The sequence below is a fragment of the Enterovirga sp. genome (assembly GCF_035325185.1).
In the GTDB taxonomy this organism is placed as follows: domain Bacteria; phylum Pseudomonadota; class Alphaproteobacteria; order Rhizobiales; family Beijerinckiaceae; genus Enterovirga.
This window is the reverse complement of the sequence record NZ_DAOLAJ010000013.1, coordinates 24645-42851: the sequence shown is the minus strand read 5'-3', so window position 1 is coordinate 42851 and position 18207 is coordinate 24645. Positions and strand designations below refer to the sequence as shown.

Below are 18207 nucleotides of genomic sequence, written 5' to 3'. Positions count from 1 at the left end.
TTATACCTATTTATTATTCCACAGCCTTAAGCGGCGCATCGGCCAAAGATAATCGGGCGTATCGAGCAATGCCGCATCGACTTTGCTGACCCGCTCCCGTTTTTCAGCCAGCCATAACGAAAGGCCTGATTTGATCTGAGCCTCGGCAAGCGTCGCTTGCAAGAGGCCGGCATGCGGAGTGATCAGGCTGCGCAGCGCGCTCGTCACCCCAGCCGGACAGGGCTTGGGCGTAAGCCAGCGAACTGGACAGGGTTGCGTTGAGGAGTTCATCACGCAGCCTTCCGTTGAAGCCGTTCTGCTGGGGCTTGCCGGGCGCGATATGGCGCCAGCCGACTCCGCACCGATCGGCCCATCCCAGAATCGCGCTCGACGCCGTTTCCGTGCCGTAATACATTGGGAATGCACTTCCTGGCCGGAAGGTCAGACAGTCAAGTTGGGGCAAAGTCTGTTTTTTGGTCATGGGAATGTAGACAAATCTGCCTGCGCGGGTTAGCGTTGTGGCAAGAAGGCTATTCTACAGAGCCATCGTGTCAGTGGCTAGCCAAATCATGCGGCCGCCGAATACGGACCCGGCCCACGGGTTGTCCTAAGCATCATGGCGCAACATCGCGCTTCCTGCCTTCGTCGTCTTGGCTTGAGGGCTGAATTGAATCGTCATGAAGGTGGTGGCGCAAGAGGGCGCGTCGTTCCGGGCAGCCGAGATGCCTACGATTATGGCGACTGTAGTTATAATATTATGTAATATTAAATTTGTCTGCTTCTTGATCCATGTTCTCTGGCCGAGAACTGCTTTGCGACGGAGTTGCTCCTGCTGAACGAGGCGCGGACGGCTCGGGTCGCGCCGTTCTTCCCTTTCGCGCAGGAGGCGCCGCGGGTGGACGATCGCCGGGCGGTCGGTGGATCGCCGACCCCATCAGGCACGGCCTGCAATGGAAGGACGCGCCTCGCGACTACGGCCCGCACGAGGCGCTCCACAATCCCTTCAGCCGCGGCGTCGCCGCGACATTGTCCGGCCTCCGCATCTCGTCTCTCTGCAGGACCTCCGCCTGCAGAAAATGAGCGCGTGGTGTCGACCGAGGTTCGCGACACATGAGGAAGCGCATTCAGCCGGGTCGAACCGTCGCGGTTGCCGCAACGTCGCAAGGGTTGAAGGACAAAGACCGAGCTTGGCTTGACGATGTCGCCCGGCGATCCGCCGGATCGGCCCTCACCAGCCTCACCGTCCTTTGAGGCTTCGCCTGACCTTGTTGACCGCGATCGCCTCGCGGGCGCTCTTCTCCTTCGCGAGGCGGAGTTGCCTCAAGCGCTCGATATTCGCATCGCGCGCCGCCTCCTCGGCATCGCGGGCGAGCTTGGCGGGATCCGAGGCGCTGGGATCCGGCTTCTTGAACTGGGCTTCAGCGCGAGCCCGATGCGCATCCTTGTAATCCGTCACGTCGATATCCTCGACCGCTTCGCCCGTGCCTTCACCGCCTTTGTGGACGGCCTCGCAATTTTCATGATTGCCTCCGTGCCCGGGGCCCGGACGCCGGGCGTGTCTAGCGCATTTTCGCGTGAGATGGACACGGCTTACGTGAAGAACCGGAGGTCCGCATCAGCGAAAATGCGACCAAATAAAGAAGAGAGACGATTCCGCCCAAGACGGAACGGCTCTGGCGCGATTCGCAGCGGGCATGGGACATGACCGCTCGATGGACCGCCTCTGTCGTGCGAGCGCTCCCATGGAGTCCCTGCCCTCCGCTCGATCTCTTCGGCAGGCGAGTCTGCCGAAGCCTCAGGCCGGCTCCGCCCACAGCGCATCCTCCCGCTCCATCGTGAAAATGCACCGTCAAAGCCCCGAATCAAACATCTAAACATGCCTGATTCTCGTAATCAATGGATCAATACATCTCCGGTGAAAGCGATAAAAGAGGCTTTGTCTCGCCATTGATCAGCATATAGCGGCTTCCGGCCAAGGACAATGCTTTTGCCGCTCGCCAATTTCAGTTGCAATGTGCTGGGGCCTTTTATGTCGCCGGTCCGTTGCGCCATGCGCTTTCATTCAGGCCTGCTCCGCCCATGCCCCGACGAGGGAGGGCTGGGCGTAGCGCTGCACGACCAGGAAGAACTCTCGGATCGATCGCGTCGTGCATCGCTTGGTCATCCACGGCGGGCGGGCAAGGTGATGACGGAGGCCAATCTGAGCCGCCTCTACGGCGTCGGCATCCGGCGCCTGACCGTGACCGATCCCGAGGCGGCGCCTTCGAGGCCGTGGTTCCGCGCTTTGACGGGGCCTGATCGGCCGTCACAAAAGGATGGATCGCGATGGCGATTCAACGAAGCGGCATCACGATTTAGAGCATGGAATGGATCCTGGCTCGCCTGCCTCAAGGCTGGCCCAATCCGGCCTGCGAGAGCTGCCGCCGGAGGCGGAGGGCGCGCGGATCCGCCGCCTCCTTCGACCGCTTGCGGAGGGCGTTCAGATAGTTGCTCTTGGTGCGCAGGATATGGTCCTCGAGGATCGCCGCGATCTCGTCCGGGCGATCGCGCGCGGCGAGATCGGCGATCTCCTCGTGATCGGCGAGGGAGCGGGCGGGCTCGCCGGGCGCCTCGATCGCCAGATGCGTCCGCAGCGCCGCGACGCGGCCGAGAATGCTCTCATAGGCGCGGGCAAGATAGCGATTGCCGCAATCGCGAAAGAACGCCAGATGAAATTCGGTGTCGTGGCGGCCATAGGCGCGCCGGTTGCCGGCCTCGACCGCGATGCGCATCGCCGCCACTTCCCCTGCCAGAAGCCGGGTCAGCTTCTCGCGGTCCGCGGCCAGCGTCAGCCGCATCGCCCGCTCCTCCAGCCCGGCGCGGAAATCGCACAATTCGGCGATGTCCTCGTGCGTCGGCTCGAAGACATAGGTCCCCGATTTCGGGACGATGCGGACGAGATCCTGCATCTGGAGGAGATTCAGCGCCTCCCGGACGGGCGTCCGGCTGACCTCGAAAGCCATGGCCAGGGATTCTTCCGAGAGGCTTTCGCCGAATTCGAACTCGGCCTCGACGATGGCGCGGCGTATCTTCTCCGAAATGATCGCAGACAGCGATTTCCCGGACGTGTCGCGAGACCCGATCATGCGGATCTCATAGAGCATTTTCGAAGAAGGTGAACCCGGCTCGCGTGAAGAGCCGGATCGCCGCGCGCGGCGATCCGGCCGGCGCGGGTCAGTCCCGCCGGGCCTTCAGGCTCATGCACAGGAAGAAGGACAGGATCGGGAAGATCGCAAGCGCGATCAGCGACAGGGAGAAGCTGTCCGTGGACGACTTGATCCAGCCCACCAGATAAGGCCCGGCGAAGCCGCCGAGCTGCGCGAAGCCGTTGATCGCCGCAAGGCCGCTCGCCGCCGCCGCCCCCGAGAGGAACTGCGTCGGCAGCGTCCAGAACACGCCGAGATAGGACCACAGGAAGAAGGCGCAGACCGACAGCAGCACGAGGCTCAGCACGGGCCAGGGAACGAGGGCGCTCGCGGCCAGGAAAGCGCCCCCGACGAGGCCCGACATCGCCGTGTGGATCTTCCGCTCGCCCGTCCTGTCGGAATTGCGCGAGATCACCACGAGGCCGATCGCCGCGAAGACGAAGGGAATCGCGGAGATCAGCCCGTTCTGGAAGCTGGTGAAGTTCCCGAGGCTCTTGACGATCTGCGGCAGCCACATGATGACGCCGTAGATCGCGATGCCGTTGAACATATAGATGAGCGTCAGGATCCAGACCCGGTGATCCGAGAAGACCTCGCCGAAGGAATGGCGGGTGTCGGGCTGCTTGCCCTGGTTCTCCTTGGCAAGCTCCTCCATGAGCCAGGCGCGCTCCTGCGGCGTCAGCCAGCGCGTGTCCTTCTCCGGGCGGTCCACCAGGTAGAAGAAGGTCACGACGCCGAGAACGACCGCCGGCAAGCCTTCGAGGAGGAACATCGCCTGCCAGCCGCGCAGGCCGAAGGCGCCGTCGGCGGCGTCCATCAGCCAGCCCGAGAAGGGGGCGCCGACGACGATCGAGAGCACGGTCGCCGTCATGAACAGGGCCGTGGCGCGGCCGCGCTCCTTCGCCGGGAACCAATAGGTGAGATAGAGCAGGATGCCGGGCGCGAAGCCGGCTTCGGCAAGGCCCAGCAGGAAGCGCATCACGTAGAACGAGGCCGGGCCCTGCACGAAAGCCATGGCGCAGGAGATGAGGCCCCAGGTGAACATGATGCGCGCGATCCAGATGCGCGCACCGAGCTTGTGCAGCATCATGTTGCTCGGCACTTCGAACAGCATGTAGCCGATGAAGAAGATGCCGGCTCCGATCCCGAACATATAGGGCGTCAGGCCGATATCCTTGTTCATGTGAAGCGCGGCATAGCCGACATTCACGCGATCGAGGTAGTTGATCATGAAGCAGAGAAAGCAGAATGCGAGGATTCTCCAGTTCAGCTTGCGGATCGTGCTGTCTCTCAGGCTTGCCGGCAGGGTGTCCGCGGCTAGCGCAAGGTTGGTCATCGTCTCCCCCCAATATGCAGCGGCCCTGCCGCGCCCGGCCTGCCGGATGCGCCGCGCGGGATCGCCTCGCTGCCGTCTTCCGCCTGCGCGGGACGCGCGGCCCCGTCCTCCGAGCCGGCCCGCGAGGCCGCCTCTTAGGTGAACGGCAAAGGCTCCACAACTGGAATATCAAACCTGGAATGCCAGAACTGGCATCCCAGATTGACGGGCAGCGGGGTTTGTGACTTGTCCGCCCGCACGGGCCGCGGATCGAGCCGGCCCCGGGAGAGCATGTCGATGAGCGCATCGATCGGCGCGGGCTTCGTGCCGCCGGCCTTCTTCGCCGGCAGGGTCGTCCTCGTCACCGGGGCCGCTTCCGGCATCGGCCGGGCGATCGCGGAGAAGCTTCTCGCCCTGGAGGCGCGCGTCGCGGCCTGGGATCTCAATGCCGGGCGCCTGCGGGAGCTGAAGGCCCGGCATGGTGACCTGGTCGCGACGGAGGTCGTCGACGTGTCCGACAAGGCGGCCGTCGACCGGGCCGCGCGCGAGACGGCGGCGCGGTGGGGAGGCTTCGACCATCTCGTCAACAATGCCGGCATCATCGGCCGCCGCATGACGGTGAGGGATTTCGACCCGGCCGAGCTGGACAGGGTTCTGGCCGTCAATCTCAAGAGCGTCTTTTCGGTTTCGAGCGCCTTCCTTCATCATCACGGAGGCCGGGGCGAGGGCTCCATCGTGAACCTGTCCTCCATCGCGGGGCGCACGGGCGGGATGGTCGGAAACATCGCCTATGCGACGAGCAAGGGCGCGATCGCCTCCTTCACCCATGCGCTCGCCAAGGAGCTTGCGCCGGCGATCCGCGTCAACGCGCTCGCGCCCGGGGTGATCGACACGGAGATCCAAAAGGACGTCTTCGCCGACGAGGGCAGCATCGCGAAGATGGCGTCCGTCATTCCGCTCGCCCGGCTCGGCACGGCGGACGAAGTCGCCGAGGCAGCCCTCTGGCTGCTCTCGCCGGGCGCGGCCTATATCACCGGCACCGTGCTCGACGTCTCCGGCGGCAGGTGAGGAGCTTGGAACCCATGCAGCAGGCCAAGGCCCTGAGGAGCCTCCTCTCCCGGGGCCGCATCATCCAGGCGCCGGGGGCGCCGGACGCCCTGACCGCCCGGCTCGTCCGGCAGGCGGGCTTTCCCGCGATCTACATGACCGGCTTCGGCGCGACGGCGAGCCGCGTCGGAACGCCCGATCTCGGCCTCCTGACGCAGACGGAAATGACGACCCATGCCCGCGACATGACGCGCGCCGTCGACATTCCGGTGATCGCCGATGCCGATACCGGCTATGGCGGCCCGGCGAACATCGCCCGCACGGTCGAGGAATATGTCCAGGCCGGCGTGGCGGCGATCCATCTGGAGGACCAGATGGCGCCGAAGCGCTGCGGGCAGCTCGCAGGCATCCGGCTGATTTCGGCCGAGGAGAATGTCCGGCGCCTCAAATGCGCCCTCGCCGCACGGGGAACGCGGGATCTCGTGCTGATCGCGCGCACCGACGCCATGCCGGCCGCCGGAGCGGACGAGGCGATCCGGCGCGCCAGGATGTACCAGGATGCGGGCGTCGACCTCGTCTTCGTCGACGGGATCAAGACGATCGCCGAGGTCGAGGCGGTTGCGAGGAACGTCGCCGGGCCGAAGGTCGTGAGCATCGTCGACGGCAACGAGACCGTCGCGCTCACCGCGCAGGATCTCGAGCAGATGGGTTTCCACGTCGTCTTCTACGCGCTCTCGACGCTGTTCTCCGCGGTCAAGGCGATCAGCGAGACGCTCACGGCGATCCGGCGCGACGGGACCCCGAAGGCGCGGGCCGCCGACATGGTCTCCTACCAGGATTATTGCGAGATCGTCGATCTGAAGCGCTTCGCCGCCCTCGACGAGACCTTCGGATGGGCCTGAGAGATCGTTTGCTGAGAGCGCATTGAGTGCGTCCAGCACCACCGGTGAAGATGCAATCAGGCTCGTCGTATTGATCGATAGCTCGGCCCTTCAGGCGAGGCCCGGTGAGGAAGCCGCGGGGCTCGTCGGCCGGGCCGCATTCAGGTGGCAGTCGCTCGTCGCGTGTGTATGGCCTGCTGATCAAGAGGGATGCGCTCGGCCACGCCGTGGTCGGCCACCACGTGCTCGATGCAGGCGCGGCGACGGGCGGGGCTCAGAAGTTTTGCTGACGCTGCCCTTCGGGTCCCGAGGCAGCCTCGCGCGGGATCAACTTCTTGAGCGTGAGGTCCGAAGCAGCCCGCCAGAGCCGCAGCTTCGCGATGGAAACTCCCTCTCCTCTTCCGTTAAGCGCTGAGCACGCGCAGCCTGACGGGCCCGTGTAAAACGATATCCGGGCTTCCGCCAATCGGCGCGCTTTCATAACTACAAACTGCCAACAAGAAAATCTAATAGCATACCGGTCAATTGGCCGTCGCAGACTTGATCAAATCTAGCGAACATCGGCTGTGAATTCACTTCGAGGAACCGCCAGCCCGCTTCATCGTCCAGCATGAAATCTGCGGCAGCGAAATCTAGTCCCAGGCGATCGCACAGAAGCACAAGCGGCTGAGCAAGTTCGCCTGGCACCGGCGCACATTCAATTTCGACCTTCTGCGTGACGCGATAATCAACGTCATTCGATAGCAGGCTGAATGCAAGCAACGATGGGCCTATTCGAAAAATACGAAGCTCAGGGCGATTCAAGCGCCTCTGAATGAATCGTGGATAGAATTTCTCTTTATCTTCCTTTTCTCGCAGGAAATCACTAAGCATTGTTGTGTATTCGCCGCCCGCGACAGGCTTTTGAATATAATCCTCGGCGCACGGCATTTCGTTTAAGAGGTTGGTAATTTTGGTTTTAGGTATGTTAAGTCCTACATTCAAGGCGAGGAGCAAATTCTGAATCTTGTTATTCTCGCTTAGATACGAATGCCGATTCAAAATCTTTATATCGGGCCAGCTTAAAGCCCATCCTCGAATAGCATAGAACCAATTTAATGACGCTGCATTGGCATGATGACCACCCTCCTTCTGTGACCAGAAAACATCATGCCTGACAAAGCACGCCGAAGGCATTACTCGTTCGCCGCCCAAGACAAGACAAGCCTCAGGCAGATCGATTGAGATCAAAGGACTGGAATCTGGACCAACAAGAAGGTCGCGAAATGGAATTTTTCGCAATAAAACACGTTTCAGCAATGCACCGATATTTGGGTCAAGCTGACCACCAGCAACAAGGATCACAGAGCTACCGGAGACTATCGTTTATCTTCTTCGCCTATCGCTTTCGTTGTAATCGGCGGCTCTTCCTCGCCAATGGCAAGTGTCGTGACGACGTTATTCTCTTCGTTTAGCGGAAGCGTCGTTACTGGAGGATCCTCCTCTCCAACCTTGAGCGTCGTCGGTCCACCGTTCGCACGCCCAATGTCGACTCGATCTTCTTCACCCACAGCCATCGTCGTGATTGGCGGGGTCTCCTCACCTAACGCAAGCGTAGTAATTGGCGGATCTTCCTCACCAATGACAAGCGTGGTCACCTCGGCCATCCGCCCCTCCCCTATTTACAACCATCAACCTTACATCACTATTCCAGGTTGTCAATTCAGAGGTTGCGCTCAGTATCTCCGAGCATTCTGGTCTCTGCCGCACTGGCACAATAGGACGAGGCCTGGACGCAGCGGCGCCGGGGCCGGAGCGGCGGGAGCGGAGCCTGACGGCGCTTCGCCGCGCCGCTTGACGGCGGGGTTCGTCCGGATGCCTGATGGGCGGCGAGGCTCCCGAGTTGCCGACCCATGCCCCAGCCTCCCGCCAGACCGGCCGCGCTCGAGGCGGCGGAGCCCGCCGGGACGTCGCGCGGCCGGGCCCGGGACGAAGGCGCGGCGACGGTCTTCATCTCCTACAGCCGCAAGGACATGGCCTTCGTCGACCGGCTCGACGCGGACCTGCGGGCGCGGGGCGTCGCGACCCTCGTCGATCGCGACGCCATCGAGGCCGGCGAGCGCTGGTTCGCGCGCCTCCAGGACCTCATCTCGCGCGCCGAGACCATCGTCTTCGTGCTTTCGCCCGACTCGGTCCGCTCGCGGGTCTGCGCCGAGGAGGTGGCCTACGGGCAGCGCCTCGGCAAGCGCTTCATCCCCGTCGTCGCCCGCCGCATCGACGATCCGAGCGTGCCCGAGGCGCTGAGCGAGCTGAACTACGTCTTCCTCGACGAGGAGGCGACCTACGAGGCCCATCTCGACCGGCTGGCGAAGGCGGTCCGCACCGACCTCGCCTGGATGCGCACCCATGCCGATCTCGGCCGGGCGGCCGAGGAATGGAGCCGGGCGGGACGGCCGCGGGGCTTGCTGCTGGGGTCCGCCCGGCTGAAGGCGGCGGAGGAGTGGGTGGCGCACCGCCCCGCCAACGCGCCGTTGCCGACGCAGGACACGCGGGACCTCGTCGCCGCGAGCCGGCGCGCCGCGCGGCAATGGCGCAATGGCCTCCTCGGCGCCCTCGTCCTCGGCCTCGTCCTGGCCCTCGGTCTCGCCGCCCTCGCCTGGATGCAGCGGCAGGAGGCGATCCGGCAGAGGGTGATCGCCGAGCGGAATTTCGACATCGCCAAGCGCACGATCGACAGCGTCGTCTTCGATCTGGCCCAGGGCCTGCGGAACGTCGAAGGCATCCGCATCTCGGTGCTGCGCACGGTGCTGTCGCGGGTCGAAGCGGCCGTGGCCCAACTGTCCGAGGCCGCTCCGGACGATGCCGCCATCCAGCGCAGCCGCGCCGCCATGCTGGCCGCCTTCGGCGACACCTATTTCGCGGCCGGGGCCGGCGCCGCCGCCCTCGAAGCCTACCAGCAGGCCAACGGCATCCTCCGCGCCCTCCTGCGGCGCGAGCCCGACAATGCCGGATGGCAGCACGACCTCGCCGTCAGCCTGGACCGGATCGGCGACATCCAGCTCAGCACCGGAGACGCCGCCGGCTCGCTCGCAGCCCACCAGGAGGCCCTCGGCATCGTCCGCGCCCTGGCTCGGCACGAGCCCGACAATACCCTGTGGCAGCACGAGCTGGCCATCGGCCTGTCCAAGATCGGCGACCTCCAGCGCCGCATCGGAGACGCGGCCGCCGCCCTCGCCGCCCATCGGGAAGCCCTCGACATCCTGCGCGCCCTCGTGCGGCGCGAGCCCGACAACGCCCAGTGGCGGCGCGACCTCGCGGCCAGCCTGGAAAGGATCGGCGATATCGAGCTGAGCGGCGGCAACCTGGCCGGCGCCCTTGCCGCCCAGCAGGAGGCCATCGAGATCATCCGCGCCCTCGTGCGGCGCGAGCCCGACAACACGCAGTGGCAGCGCGACCTCGCCGTCAGCCTCGCCAATATCGGCGACCTCCAGCTCCGCGCCGGAGACACGGCCGGTGCCCGCGCCGCCTACGGGGAGGGCCTCGGCATCGTCCGCGGTCTCGTGCGGCGCGATCCCGACAACACCCTCTGGCAGCGCGACCTCGCCGCCAGCCTCGACAAGACCGGCGACCTCGAGCTCGGTGTCGGCGACGCGGCCGCCGCCCTCCGCGCCTACCGGGAGAGCCTCGACATCCGGCGCGCGCTGGCGCGGCGCGATCCCGCCAATACCGGGTGGCAACGCGATCTCGCCCTCAGCCTCGTCAATATCGGCGACCTCCAGCTCCGCGCGGGCGACGCGACGGGCGCTCTCGCCGCCTATCGGGAGAGCCTCGACATCCGGCGCGCGCTCGTGCGGCGCGAGCCCGACAATGCCGGAGGGCAGCGCGACCTCATGGTCGGCCTGAACAGGATCGGCGACGTCCAGCTCCGCGCCGGAGACGCCGCCGGCGCCCTCGCGTCCTATCGGGAAGGGCTCGACATCGCCCGCACGCTCGTGCGGCGCGATCCCTCCAATACCGAGCTGCAACGCGATCTCGCGCTCGGCCTGAACAGGATCGGCGACATCCAGCTTCGCGCCGGAGACGCCGCCGGCGCCCTCGCCGCCCAGCGGGAGGCTCTCGGTCTCCTGCGCGCCCTCCTGAAGCGCGAGCCCGGCAACGCGCAGTGGCAGCGCGACCTCGCCGTCAGCCTCGACAGGGTCGGCGACCTCGAGCACCGCGCCGGAGACAGCGCCGCCGCCCTCGCCGCCTATCGGGAGGCCCTCGATCTCCGCCGCGGCCTCGGCCGGCGCGCGCCTGACGACGCCGACGGATCGCATGCCCTCGCCGTCAGCCTCGTCAAGATCGGCGACCTGGATCTCGCCACCGGAGACACGGCCGGCGCCCTCGCCGCCTACCAGGAGGCGCTCGGCATCACCCGCGGCCTCGTGGGGCGCGAGCCCGACAACGCCCGCTGGCAGGGCGATCTCTCGGTCATCCTGGAAAGGATCGGCGACGTCCAGCTCCGCGGCGGCGACGCGGCCGGCGCCCGTGCGGCCTACCAGGAAAGCCTCGACCTCCGCCGCGCCCTCGCCCGGCGCGATTCCGACGACATCCAATGGCAGACGAACCTCGCGGCGAGCCTGTTCAGGGTCGCGCTCGTCTCGACCGAGCCGGACCGCAAGCGGGAATGCCTCACCGAGGCGCTCGCGATCCTGACCCGTCTGGAGCAGGCCGGAAAACTCTCGGCGGACCAGAAGGGCTGGCCCGACCTCATCCGGGCCCAGTTGAGCAAATTATGATCCCCGCGCGGAGGCCGCCCCCGGCAGCCCGAGGATCTATGCGGCCAGCCCTCGCCGGCCCGGTCAGGGGTCTTCGTACCCAAATGCCGAGCGACAGTTGAGCGAGGCTGGAATTCAGCCGCCGGCTTCCCGCAGCAGCCAGTCCCGCAGAACCGTAATCGGCCGTTCCTCGGCGCGGCTGGGCAGGTGCGCCAGATGCCAGCCCGTGCCCCTTCGCAGAGGCGGCACCGCAGGCAGCGGGTTCACCAATCGGCCCGAGGCCAATTCCGACTGCACGAGGAAGAGATCCGCCAGCGCCACACCCAGCCCGTGCATCGCAGCCTGCGGCGGCAGCAGGGAGGAGCCGAAGCGCAGCGTCCGTTCCGGCTGCCCCCCGCGCGCACCCGCATGGGCCAGCCACTCCGCCCAGTCCTCCGGGGCGGTGTTGGAGACGAGCAGCGTCTCGGCGGCGAGCGCCCGCGCCTCCGATATGTCCCGCGCCGCCAGCCAAGCGGGTGCGCAGACCGGGATGAGGCAATCCGGGAAGAGCAGATGTGTGGCGAGGTCGGGCCAGGGCCCCCGGCCATGCAGCACCGCCGCGTCGGGAACGCCGGGCGACTGGCCGCGCAGGTTCGGCGTCTCGATGCCCGTGGAGAGGCAGAGCTCGATCTCGGGCTGCTCCCGGTGAAAATGCGGGAGCCGGGACAGCATCCAGCCGAGCGCGAAGGAGGTTTGGGCGAAGACCTCCAGCGCCGCCCGCGGCTTGCGGAACAAGGCGCGGGCAATCCCGGTCTCCATCCCGTCCAGCGCCTCGGACAGCACAGGGCGCAGGGCGCGGCCGTCGGCGGTCAGGGTCAGGGAGCGCGGCCCGCGGTGGAACAGGAGACGGCCCAGGCGCGCCTCCAGCAGGATGACATGGCGGCTGATCGCATTCGCCGTGACGCCGAGCTCGGCCGCGGCCGATATGAAGCTGCCGAGACGCGCAGCCGCCTCGAAGGCGCGCAGGGCGTTGAGGGGTGGCAGGCGGCGGCTCATGGAGGCGCAGTAAAACTGCGGCTGGGCTCCAGAACAAGGAGTTTGCGCGCGGCACGCCGAGGCCTCAGGCTGAGGGATGTAAACGCGTCCACGGCCCGCGGCAGAGAAGCGCTCATGCGGCGATACGCTGGCCGTCGCGCTGCGGTTCCACCCGCAGCCGCGTGCAGTCCTCATGCCCGGCGGTGTCCGCCGCCGTCTCGTCCATAGGAGACCTCACATGCCCCCGATACCTCCGAAGCGCGAGGTGCTGCCCCCGGGCATCTTCGGCAGCAACCGCACGATGGTCACGCCCCACTACGCGGTGATGCCGCCCGAAGGCATCCTGGAGAGCCGCCTGCCCGGCTTCAAGGAGACGAAGATTCACTTTCAGACCTCCCCCGCCATGGGCGCCCGCCTCGCTCAGGCCTTGCTGGTCATGGAGGAGGGAGGCGGCACCCCAGCCCCGATCGAGGACGGGCTGGAGCACTTCTTCTACGTGCTGGAGGGCGAAGCCGAAGTCGGCGCCCATGACGAAGTGCGTCGCCTGGGAGCGGGCGGCTTCGCCTACGTCCCGGCTGGCGCGGCCTATGGTATTCGTGCCGTCGGCGGCCCGGCGCGCGCCATCTGGATCAAGCGCCCTTACGTGCCGGCGCCCGGCATCGCTCCACGCGGCGCCTTCTTCGGCAATCGGGCAGAGGTGCCGCGCGTCAACAAGCATACGAACGGCCGGACATGGCAGGCGCTTCTGGGCGAAGCTGACCTGTCGATGGATATGGAAATCAACATACTTTCCTTCCAACCAGGAACGTACTTTCCCTTTATCGAGACCCACATCATGGAGCATGGCCTCTACATGCTGGAGGGCCAGGGCCTCTACCTGCTGGGCAGAGAATGGCACGAGTGCTGGGCCGGCGACTTCATCTGGATGGGTCCCTACGTGCCGCAGCAATTCTACGCCACCGGCTGGGGCGAGACTGCCTATCTTCTTTACAAGGACGTCAACCGCGACGTGCGGTTCGACTGAGCGGCGGCCAGGGCGGCGGCGCTCGGAAAAGACAGCCACAAGTTTGAAACGCTACGGCGGCCCGCTCTTCGGGACACGGGCAACCGTGAGGGCGCCGGCAAGAAGAGGCGACTCATGAGCAGCACCGTTCCTACCGGCCCGCTTCAAGAAGGCGCCGTCGCGCCCCCCGTGCGACGGAGCAATCCCCTTTCCAAGATCTATGTCCAGGTCTTGATCGGCGCTGCCCTCGGCGTGTTGATCGGCCATTTCTTTCCCGGGACCGGCCGGGCGTTGCAGCCCCTGGCGGAAGGTTTCATCAGGCTGATCAAGGTCATGATCGGCCCGATCGTGTTCTGTTTCGTCGTCACGGGGATCATCGGCGCGGGGGATCTGCGTCGAGCCGGGCGCGTCGCGATAAAAACCATCGTCTATTTCGAGGTGGTCACCACCATCGCTCTGCTGATCGGCCTTGTCCTTGCGCTGGTGCTGCGTCCCGGAGAGGGGATGAACATCGATCCGGCGAAGCTCGACCCGTCCATCATTTCCGCCTACACCGAGCAAGGACGCCGGGTGACGAACGCGACGGAATTCCTGCTCGGCCTGATCCCGAACACGTTCTTCGGCGCCTTCGCCCGAGGGGACATCCTGCAGATCCTTCTGCTCGCGGTCCTGTGCGGAGTGGCTCTGCAATTGATGAGCCCACGGGCCCGGCAGCCGATTCTCGACTTTGTCGAGAGCGGCTTGCAGATGTTGTTCCGGATCATGGGCTTCATCATTCGCCTTTCGCCCCTTGGCGTCATGGGCGCCATCGCCTTCACTGTCGGCACGTTCGGCGTCGGCTCGTTGCAGAAGCTCGGTTTGCTGATCGTCGTGTATTATCTCGGCTGCGCGATCCTTGTGGCGGGCGTGCTGGGCGTCGCGATGCGGCTGTCCGGGGTCAGCCTGTGGAAGCTGATAAGATATCTGCGCGACGAGATCTTCATCGCCCTCGGCTCCTCCTCGTCGGATGCGGTGCTCCCGGTGGTCATGGCGAAGCTTCGGCATCTGGGTGTTAAAGACACGACCGTAGGCTTGGTGGTGCCGCTGGGCTATTCGTTCAACCTCGACGGGTTCTCACTCTGGCTCACCGTGGCGGTGGTGTTCATCGCGCAGGCGACCAACACGCCGCTCTCGGCGGGCGACCTTGCCCTGCTCCTCGGTGTTGCACTGCTCACTTCGAAGGGTGCACACGGCATTCCCGGTTCGGCCATCGTGGTGCTCGCCGCCACCCTCTCGGCCATTCCGCTGCTGCCGGTGATCGGCATCGCCATCATCCTTTCCGTCGACAAGGTGCTGGGCTTCGTGCGGGTTGCCGTGAACCTGATCGGCAATTGCGTCGCGCCGATCGTGATTGCTGCCTGGGAAGGCGAACTCGACCATGAGCGCGCACGACAAGTTCTGAACGGCGAAGTCGAATTCTACTTCGGCAGCGAGGAAGAGCCCGGGCCGGCATGAAGGGGGCTCGGCGCCTCCGCCCGGGCCGGTGGTCGCCGGCCTCGTGGCGCCGAATGCGGAGACGTTCCGCTTCATCCGCGAGCGGTGCGGCGACCCGACCACCCGGCGGCGGCATAGCCGCGCGGGCCTTCCTTACGAAACCGACCTGACGGATGCCGAGCGGGCGGTGATCGGCCCGCTGATGCCGAACCCCGCACCGTGCGGCCGGCCAGCGGTCTGGACGATGCGGAAAGTCCTGAACGCGATCTTCTACGTGCTCCGCGGGGGCGTCGCATGTCGGCCGATCCCCAAGGACCAGCCGCCGCGTTCGACCGCCTACGGCTATTTCAGCCGCTGGCGCAATGCAGGGATCGTCCGATCGGATCGAGGAGGCATTTCGAGGAGACCACGCTGCTCGCCGGCCGCGACGACAACGGGAACGAGAACGCCGTCCAGCAGATCGGCTCGAGCCTGCGTCAGGAGCCGCCGGAAACGGAACGCCGGGTGAACCTGATACAGAAGCCGATCATTCCGAATTGGAGGAGCCGAGTTATGGAGCGGGTGAAGGGAATCGAACCCTCGTCATCAGCTTGGAAGGCTGTTGCTCTACCATTGAGCTACACCCGCTCGCCCGGCGCCGTGGTGGGGGAAGTAGGACTCGAACCTACGAAGGCATAGCCAGCGGATTTACAGTCCGCCCCCTTTGCCGCTCGGGACATTCCCCCGCGCCGCGGACGCGCCGTGCGCCATGCCGCCCGGAACCGGATGGCAGGCGGGCGTTATGGTGAGGCCCAATCCCGGTGTCAACCGCCGAAGGCTCCAGCAGGCACAATCGATCCGCGGATCCAAGCTGCCGGATGTCCGGCAAGTCTCAGCGCAGACCCGCGATCGCCAAAGCGAGGCCCTGGGCGCGCGGGACGACGGAACCCAGTTCCAGATATTCCTCGGGAGAATGGGCGAGGCCGCCGACCGGGCCCGTCGAGCACAGGGTCGGGCAGCCGACGGCCGAGGTGAAGCCGGAATCGGCGCAGCCGCCCGAGAACTCGCCCTCGACCGCATGGCCGAGCGAGCCCATGGCCTCCCGGTAGCCGGCGAAGAGCGCGTGCGAGGCCTCGTCCTGGACGAGTGGCAGGAACTCGCCCTTGACGACGAGTTCCGCATGCGTGCCCTCGACCGTCGCGTGGTCCACGATCGCCCGGACCCTCGCCATGGCCGCCTCGCGCTGCGGCGGCTCGACATAGCGCAGGTCGATGCCGATTCTCGCCCAGGGCGCGACCGTGTTGACCGACTGCCCGCCCGAGACGAGCCCCACATTCAGCGTGATGCCGGCATCGAGGTCGGTCACGTCCTTGAGGGCGACGATCTTGTGGGCGATCTCGTTGATGGCGCTGATCCCGGCCTGGAAATTGCCGCCCGAATGGGCCGCCCTGCCGGTCACCGCGCATTCCATGAACACCCCGCCCTTGCGGCCCGTCACCACATTGCCCGTGGGCCGGCCCGGCTCGGCATTGAAGACGGCACGCGCGCCCCGTGCCGTCTCCTCGATGACCGGCCGGCAGGCCGGCGAGCCGATCTCCTCGTCGGAGGTGAGGAGCACGGTGAGGGGGGCGGGGGCGCCGCCGAGCGCGTGGAAGGCGGCGGCCACGAAGGCGTTCATCACGAGCCCCGCCTTCATGTCGGCGACGCCGGGGCCGTAGGCGCGGCCGTTCTCGATCCGAAAGGGCCTGCGGCCGGCCTCGCCCTCGGGGAAGACGGTGTCGCGATGGCCCATCAGCACGATCGGCCGGTTGGCCCCGCCGGGGCCCGCCACGGAGGCCAGGAAGGCGTCGCCGAAGCCCTCGTTCCGCCGCCGCTCGACCGGGATGCCCTGCTCGGCGAAGAATTGCGCGAAACGCTCCCCGACCGCATCCACCCCCGCCTTGTCGTAGCTGCCGGAATCGAGGTTCACCACCTCCTCCAGCAAGGCGATCATGGCGCCCTCCCGGGCGGCGAGCCAGGCGAGCAGGGCGTCGGGGCGGGTCATGTCGAACCTCTCGGAAGAACGTCCTCCGGGAACGATATGAAGCGCCTCGCGCGAGGCTTGTCGATGCCCCCGCCGCAACCCCTCCATGCGCCGCCACCGCCGGAGACGGCCCGGCCCCGTTGAATTCCGCAGCGCCTTGCCTCATATTCGATCCTGCCGGGGCGACCCGGATATGATCGTAGAGGCCGGGTGGAATAGGCGTTTAGGACGCGGGTTCAATTCCCGCCGTCTCCACCATGAGCCCGCCAGCAGCGCACGCTGCCCGGGCTGATGGCGGGGACGACTTGGGTTCGACTAGGCGCAATAAAGGCTCAGCTGCGGTCGGGCGAGCTATGGCCCTGACAGTGCAAACACACAAATGCCAACGACAACGTTGACATGGGTGAGGTTCGCCTCGCGGCGTAACCATCCGGGGCTCGGGAAAGCCTAGCAACAGAAACGGCACCTTCGGGTGCCGTTCCCATTTCCGGCGCTCCTATTCGGCTTCCTCCACGTCCAGGGCCGCCGCCGCGGCCCGGTAGGAGAAGCCCGCCCGCGCCAAGGCCGCGAGGTCGCGCTCGCGCCGGGACGCGTCGGGGATGGCGCGGAACGGCCCGAGGCGCCGGCGCTGCGCATAGCGGCGTGCCTGGGCGAATTCGTCGGGCGCCGCCTCGGCCAGGGCCGCGGCGATGGTGTCCGGCTCGAGCCCCTTCGCGGCGAGCCTCGCGCGCGCCGATCGCGCCGAGGCGCCCCGGCCCAGCAGCCCGTGCAGCTTCGCCTCCGCATAGAGGCGGTCGTCGACCAGGCCGCTGCGCGCCGCCGTCTCGACCACCCGGTCGATCGCCAGAAGGAGATCGCCGTCCGGCGCCGCGCCGCCGCGCCGGCGGGCCTTGCGGAGCAGAACCGCCCGCAGATTCGCGCGGGACGAGGCGTAGCGCTCGAGATAGGCGAGCGCCGCCCTCTCCAGATAGGCTGCCGTCACCGGCCTCGCCTCGCTCCGTTCCTCTTCCCGCATGCCGCGCATTGTGGCCCGGCACGGCGCGCGAGGCCAGGGGCGCCCGGCGCCGTGGCCGATCGTCCCGGCCGGAGGGGAGGAGGAGCGGCCGATCTCGATTTGCGCTATAGGCCGGGAGAAGGGGCCGCGGCCGATCCGCGACCCGCCACGACAGGAAAGCCCAAGCGATGCTCCGCGCCACTTCCGTCCTTCGCCGCGCCGCCGTGAAGCCCGAGCGCGTCGCCGACACCCTGACCCTCGACCACGAAGCCCGCCACCGGCGGCGCATCGCCCTCAAGGCAGAGGGCGGGCTGGAATTCCTGCTCGATCTCGACCGCGCCACGGTGCTCGACGACGGCGACGCAGTGAAGCTGGAAGACGGGCGGCTGGTCCGGATCAAGGCCGCGCCGGAGCGGCTGATCGAGATCACCACGGACAATTCCGTGCGGCTGATGAAGGTCGCCTGGCATATCGGCAACCGCCACGTTCCGGCCGAGATCGGCGAGGGCGCCCTCTATATCGGCCACGACCACGTCCTGCTCGAGATGGTGCGCGGCCTCGGCGCGAGCGCGCGCGAG

The 18207-nt window shown here is 66.6% G+C and carries 14 protein-coding genes, 2 tRNA genes, 1 other RNA gene and 3 pseudogenes; 8 read left to right on the top strand and 12 right to left on the bottom strand.

What is annotated here, in order from left to right; translation table 11 throughout:
- Window positions 1–6: 6 nt before the first annotated feature.
- From PKD06_RS04540 to PKD06_RS04520, 5 genes and pseudogenes are all read right to left on the bottom strand, one after another.
- Complete coding sequence (locus tag PKD06_RS04540; RefSeq protein WP_324378034.1) at window positions 7–270, bottom strand: hypothetical protein; 264 nt, start codon at window positions 268–270, stop codon at window positions 7–9.
- Window positions 224–385: pseudogene (locus PKD06_RS04535) on the bottom strand (integrase core domain-containing protein); the annotation flags it as partial. The pseudogene PKD06_RS04535 and the gene PKD06_RS04540, both read right to left, overlap by 47 nt.
- 831 nt (window positions 386–1216) lie before the next feature.
- The gene (locus PKD06_RS04530) at window positions 1217–1435 is read right to left on the bottom strand and encodes a hypothetical protein (RefSeq protein ID WP_324378018.1); all 219 of its coding nucleotides are present in this window, start codon (window positions 1433–1435) and stop codon (window positions 1217–1219) included.
- Between the two features lie 931 nt (window positions 1436–2366).
- Window positions 2367–3104 carry a GntR family transcriptional regulator gene (locus tag PKD06_RS04525; RefSeq protein WP_324378017.1) on the bottom strand — a complete coding sequence of 246 codons (738 nt, stop codon included), beginning with the start codon at window positions 3102–3104 and terminating at the stop codon, window positions 2367–2369.
- An 88-nt stretch (window positions 3105–3192) separates the two neighbouring features.
- Entirely contained in the window at window positions 3193–4500 is a 1308-nt protein-coding gene (locus tag PKD06_RS04520) for an MFS transporter (RefSeq protein ID WP_324378015.1), read from the bottom strand.
- Window positions 4501–4776: 276 nt separating this feature from the next.
- Here PKD06_RS04520 and PKD06_RS04515 point away from each other — a divergent pair, with 276 nt between their 5' ends.
- On the top strand, window positions 4777–5547 hold the full coding sequence (locus PKD06_RS04515; RefSeq protein WP_324378013.1) for an SDR family NAD(P)-dependent oxidoreductase: 771 nt from the start codon (window positions 4777–4779) through the stop codon (window positions 5545–5547).
- Between the two features lie 14 nt (window positions 5548–5561).
- On the top strand, window positions 5562–6428 hold the full coding sequence (locus PKD06_RS04510; RefSeq protein ID WP_324378011.1) for an isocitrate lyase/PEP mutase family protein: 867 nt from the start codon (window positions 5562–5564) through the stop codon (window positions 6426–6428).
- 462 nt (window positions 6429–6890) lie between these two features.
- On the opposite strand, the gene PKD06_RS04505 is transcribed toward PKD06_RS04510, so the two are convergent.
- Together PKD06_RS04505 and PKD06_RS04500 are read right to left on the bottom strand one after the other, a co-directional pair.
- The gene (locus PKD06_RS04505) at window positions 6891–7751 is read right to left on the bottom strand and encodes a hypothetical protein (RefSeq protein ID WP_324378009.1); all 861 of its coding nucleotides are present in this window, start codon (window positions 7749–7751) and stop codon (window positions 6891–6893) included.
- A gap of 14 nt (window positions 7752–7765) precedes the next feature.
- A complete protein-coding gene (locus PKD06_RS04500) occupies window positions 7766–8053 on the bottom strand; it encodes a hypothetical protein (protein ID WP_324378007.1) in 288 nt (95 codons plus the stop codon).
- Window positions 8054–8299: 246 nt separating this feature from the next.
- Here PKD06_RS04500 and PKD06_RS04495 point away from each other — a divergent pair, with 246 nt between their 5' ends.
- Complete coding sequence (locus tag PKD06_RS04495; protein WP_324378005.1) at window positions 8300–11164, top strand: TIR domain-containing protein; 2865 nt, start codon at window positions 8300–8302, stop codon at window positions 11162–11164.
- A 114-nt stretch (window positions 11165–11278) separates the two neighbouring features.
- Here PKD06_RS04495 and PKD06_RS04490 read toward each other — a convergent pair whose 3' ends face one another.
- Window positions 11279–12178, bottom strand: a complete 900-nt coding sequence (locus PKD06_RS04490; protein ID WP_324378003.1) for a LysR substrate-binding domain-containing protein — start codon at window positions 12176–12178, stop codon at window positions 11279–11281.
- 217 nt (window positions 12179–12395) lie between these two features.
- Between PKD06_RS04490 and allE the strand changes: the two genes are divergently transcribed.
- The 3 genes and pseudogenes from allE to PKD06_RS04475 all read left to right on the top strand — a co-directional run.
- Entirely contained in the window at window positions 12396–13181 is a 786-nt protein-coding gene (gene allE, locus PKD06_RS04485; RefSeq protein WP_324378001.1) for a (S)-ureidoglycine aminohydrolase, read from the top strand.
- Between the two features lie 114 nt (window positions 13182–13295).
- Window positions 13296–14654 carry a C4-dicarboxylate transporter DctA gene (gene dctA / locus PKD06_RS04480; RefSeq protein WP_324377999.1) on the top strand — a complete coding sequence of 453 codons (1359 nt, stop codon included), beginning with the start codon at window positions 13296–13298 and terminating at the stop codon, window positions 14652–14654.
- A gap of 73 nt (window positions 14655–14727) precedes the next feature.
- Window positions 14728–14997 (top strand): annotated as a pseudogene (locus PKD06_RS04475) (transposase); the annotation flags it as partial.
- Between the two features lie 189 nt (window positions 14998–15186).
- Here PKD06_RS04475 and PKD06_RS04470 read toward each other — a convergent pair.
- From PKD06_RS04470 to PKD06_RS04460, 3 genes are all read right to left on the bottom strand, one after another.
- A tRNA-Gly gene (locus PKD06_RS04470) sits at window positions 15187–15260 on the bottom strand.
- A gap of 13 nt (window positions 15261–15273) precedes the next feature.
- A tRNA-Tyr gene (locus PKD06_RS04465) sits at window positions 15274–15358 on the bottom strand.
- A gap of 146 nt (window positions 15359–15504) precedes the next feature.
- Window positions 15505–16656 (bottom strand): M20 family metallopeptidase, encoded by a 1152-nt coding sequence (locus PKD06_RS04460; RefSeq protein WP_324377997.1) that lies wholly within the window; start codon window positions 16654–16656, stop codon window positions 15505–15507.
- A gap of 115 nt (window positions 16657–16771) precedes the next feature.
- Here PKD06_RS04460 and ssrA point away from each other — a divergent pair.
- Window positions 16772–17104: a transfer-messenger RNA gene (gene ssrA, locus PKD06_RS04455) on the top strand.
- A gap of 27 nt (window positions 17105–17131) precedes the next feature.
- Here ssrA and PKD06_RS04450 read toward each other — a convergent pair.
- The gene (locus PKD06_RS04450; RefSeq protein WP_324377995.1) at window positions 17132–17617 is read right to left on the bottom strand and encodes a RecX family transcriptional regulator; all 486 of its coding nucleotides are present in this window, start codon (window positions 17615–17617) and stop codon (window positions 17132–17134) included.
- A gap of 200 nt (window positions 17618–17817) precedes the next feature.
- On the opposite strand from PKD06_RS04450, the pseudogene PKD06_RS04445 reads away from it, so the two are divergent.
- A pseudogene (locus PKD06_RS04445) lies at window positions 17818–18207 on the top strand (urease accessory protein UreE); the annotation flags it as partial.

Bases quoted from the DNA above. Each gene is read 5' to 3' on its own strand.
- PKD06_RS04500 (WP_324378007.1), bottom strand. From the start codon at position 8,053: ATGGCCGAGGTGACCACGCTTGTCATTGGTGAGGAAGATCCGCCAATT.
- allE (WP_324378001.1), top strand. From the start codon at position 12,396: ATGCCCCCGATACCTCCGAAGCGCGAGGTGCTGCCCCCGGGCATCTTC.
- dctA (WP_324377999.1), top strand. From the start codon at position 13,296: ATGAGCAGCACCGTTCCTACCGGCCCGCTTCAAGAAGGCGCCGTCGCG.
- PKD06_RS04525 (WP_324378017.1), bottom strand. From the start codon at position 3,104: ATGATCGGGTCTCGCGACACGTCCGGGAAATCGCTGTCTGCGATCATT.
- PKD06_RS04540 (WP_324378034.1), bottom strand. From the start codon at position 270: ATGAACTCCTCAACGCAACCCTGTCCAGTTCGCTGGCTTACGCCCAAG.
- PKD06_RS04510 (WP_324378011.1), top strand. From the start codon at position 5,562: ATGCAGCAGGCCAAGGCCCTGAGGAGCCTCCTCTCCCGGGGCCGCATC.
- PKD06_RS04490 (WP_324378003.1), bottom strand. From the start codon at position 12,178: ATGAGCCGCCGCCTGCCACCCCTCAACGCCCTGCGCGCCTTCGAGGCG.
- PKD06_RS04495 (WP_324378005.1), top strand. From the start codon at position 8,300: ATGCCCCAGCCTCCCGCCAGACCGGCCGCGCTCGAGGCGGCGGAGCCC.
- PKD06_RS04460 (WP_324377997.1), bottom strand. From the start codon at position 16,656: ATGACCCGCCCCGACGCCCTGCTCGCCTGGCTCGCCGCCCGGGAGGGC.
- PKD06_RS04520 (WP_324378015.1), bottom strand. From the start codon at position 4,500: ATGACCAACCTTGCGCTAGCCGCGGACACCCTGCCGGCAAGCCTGAGA.
- PKD06_RS04515 (WP_324378013.1), top strand. From the start codon at position 4,777: ATGAGCGCATCGATCGGCGCGGGCTTCGTGCCGCCGGCCTTCTTCGCC.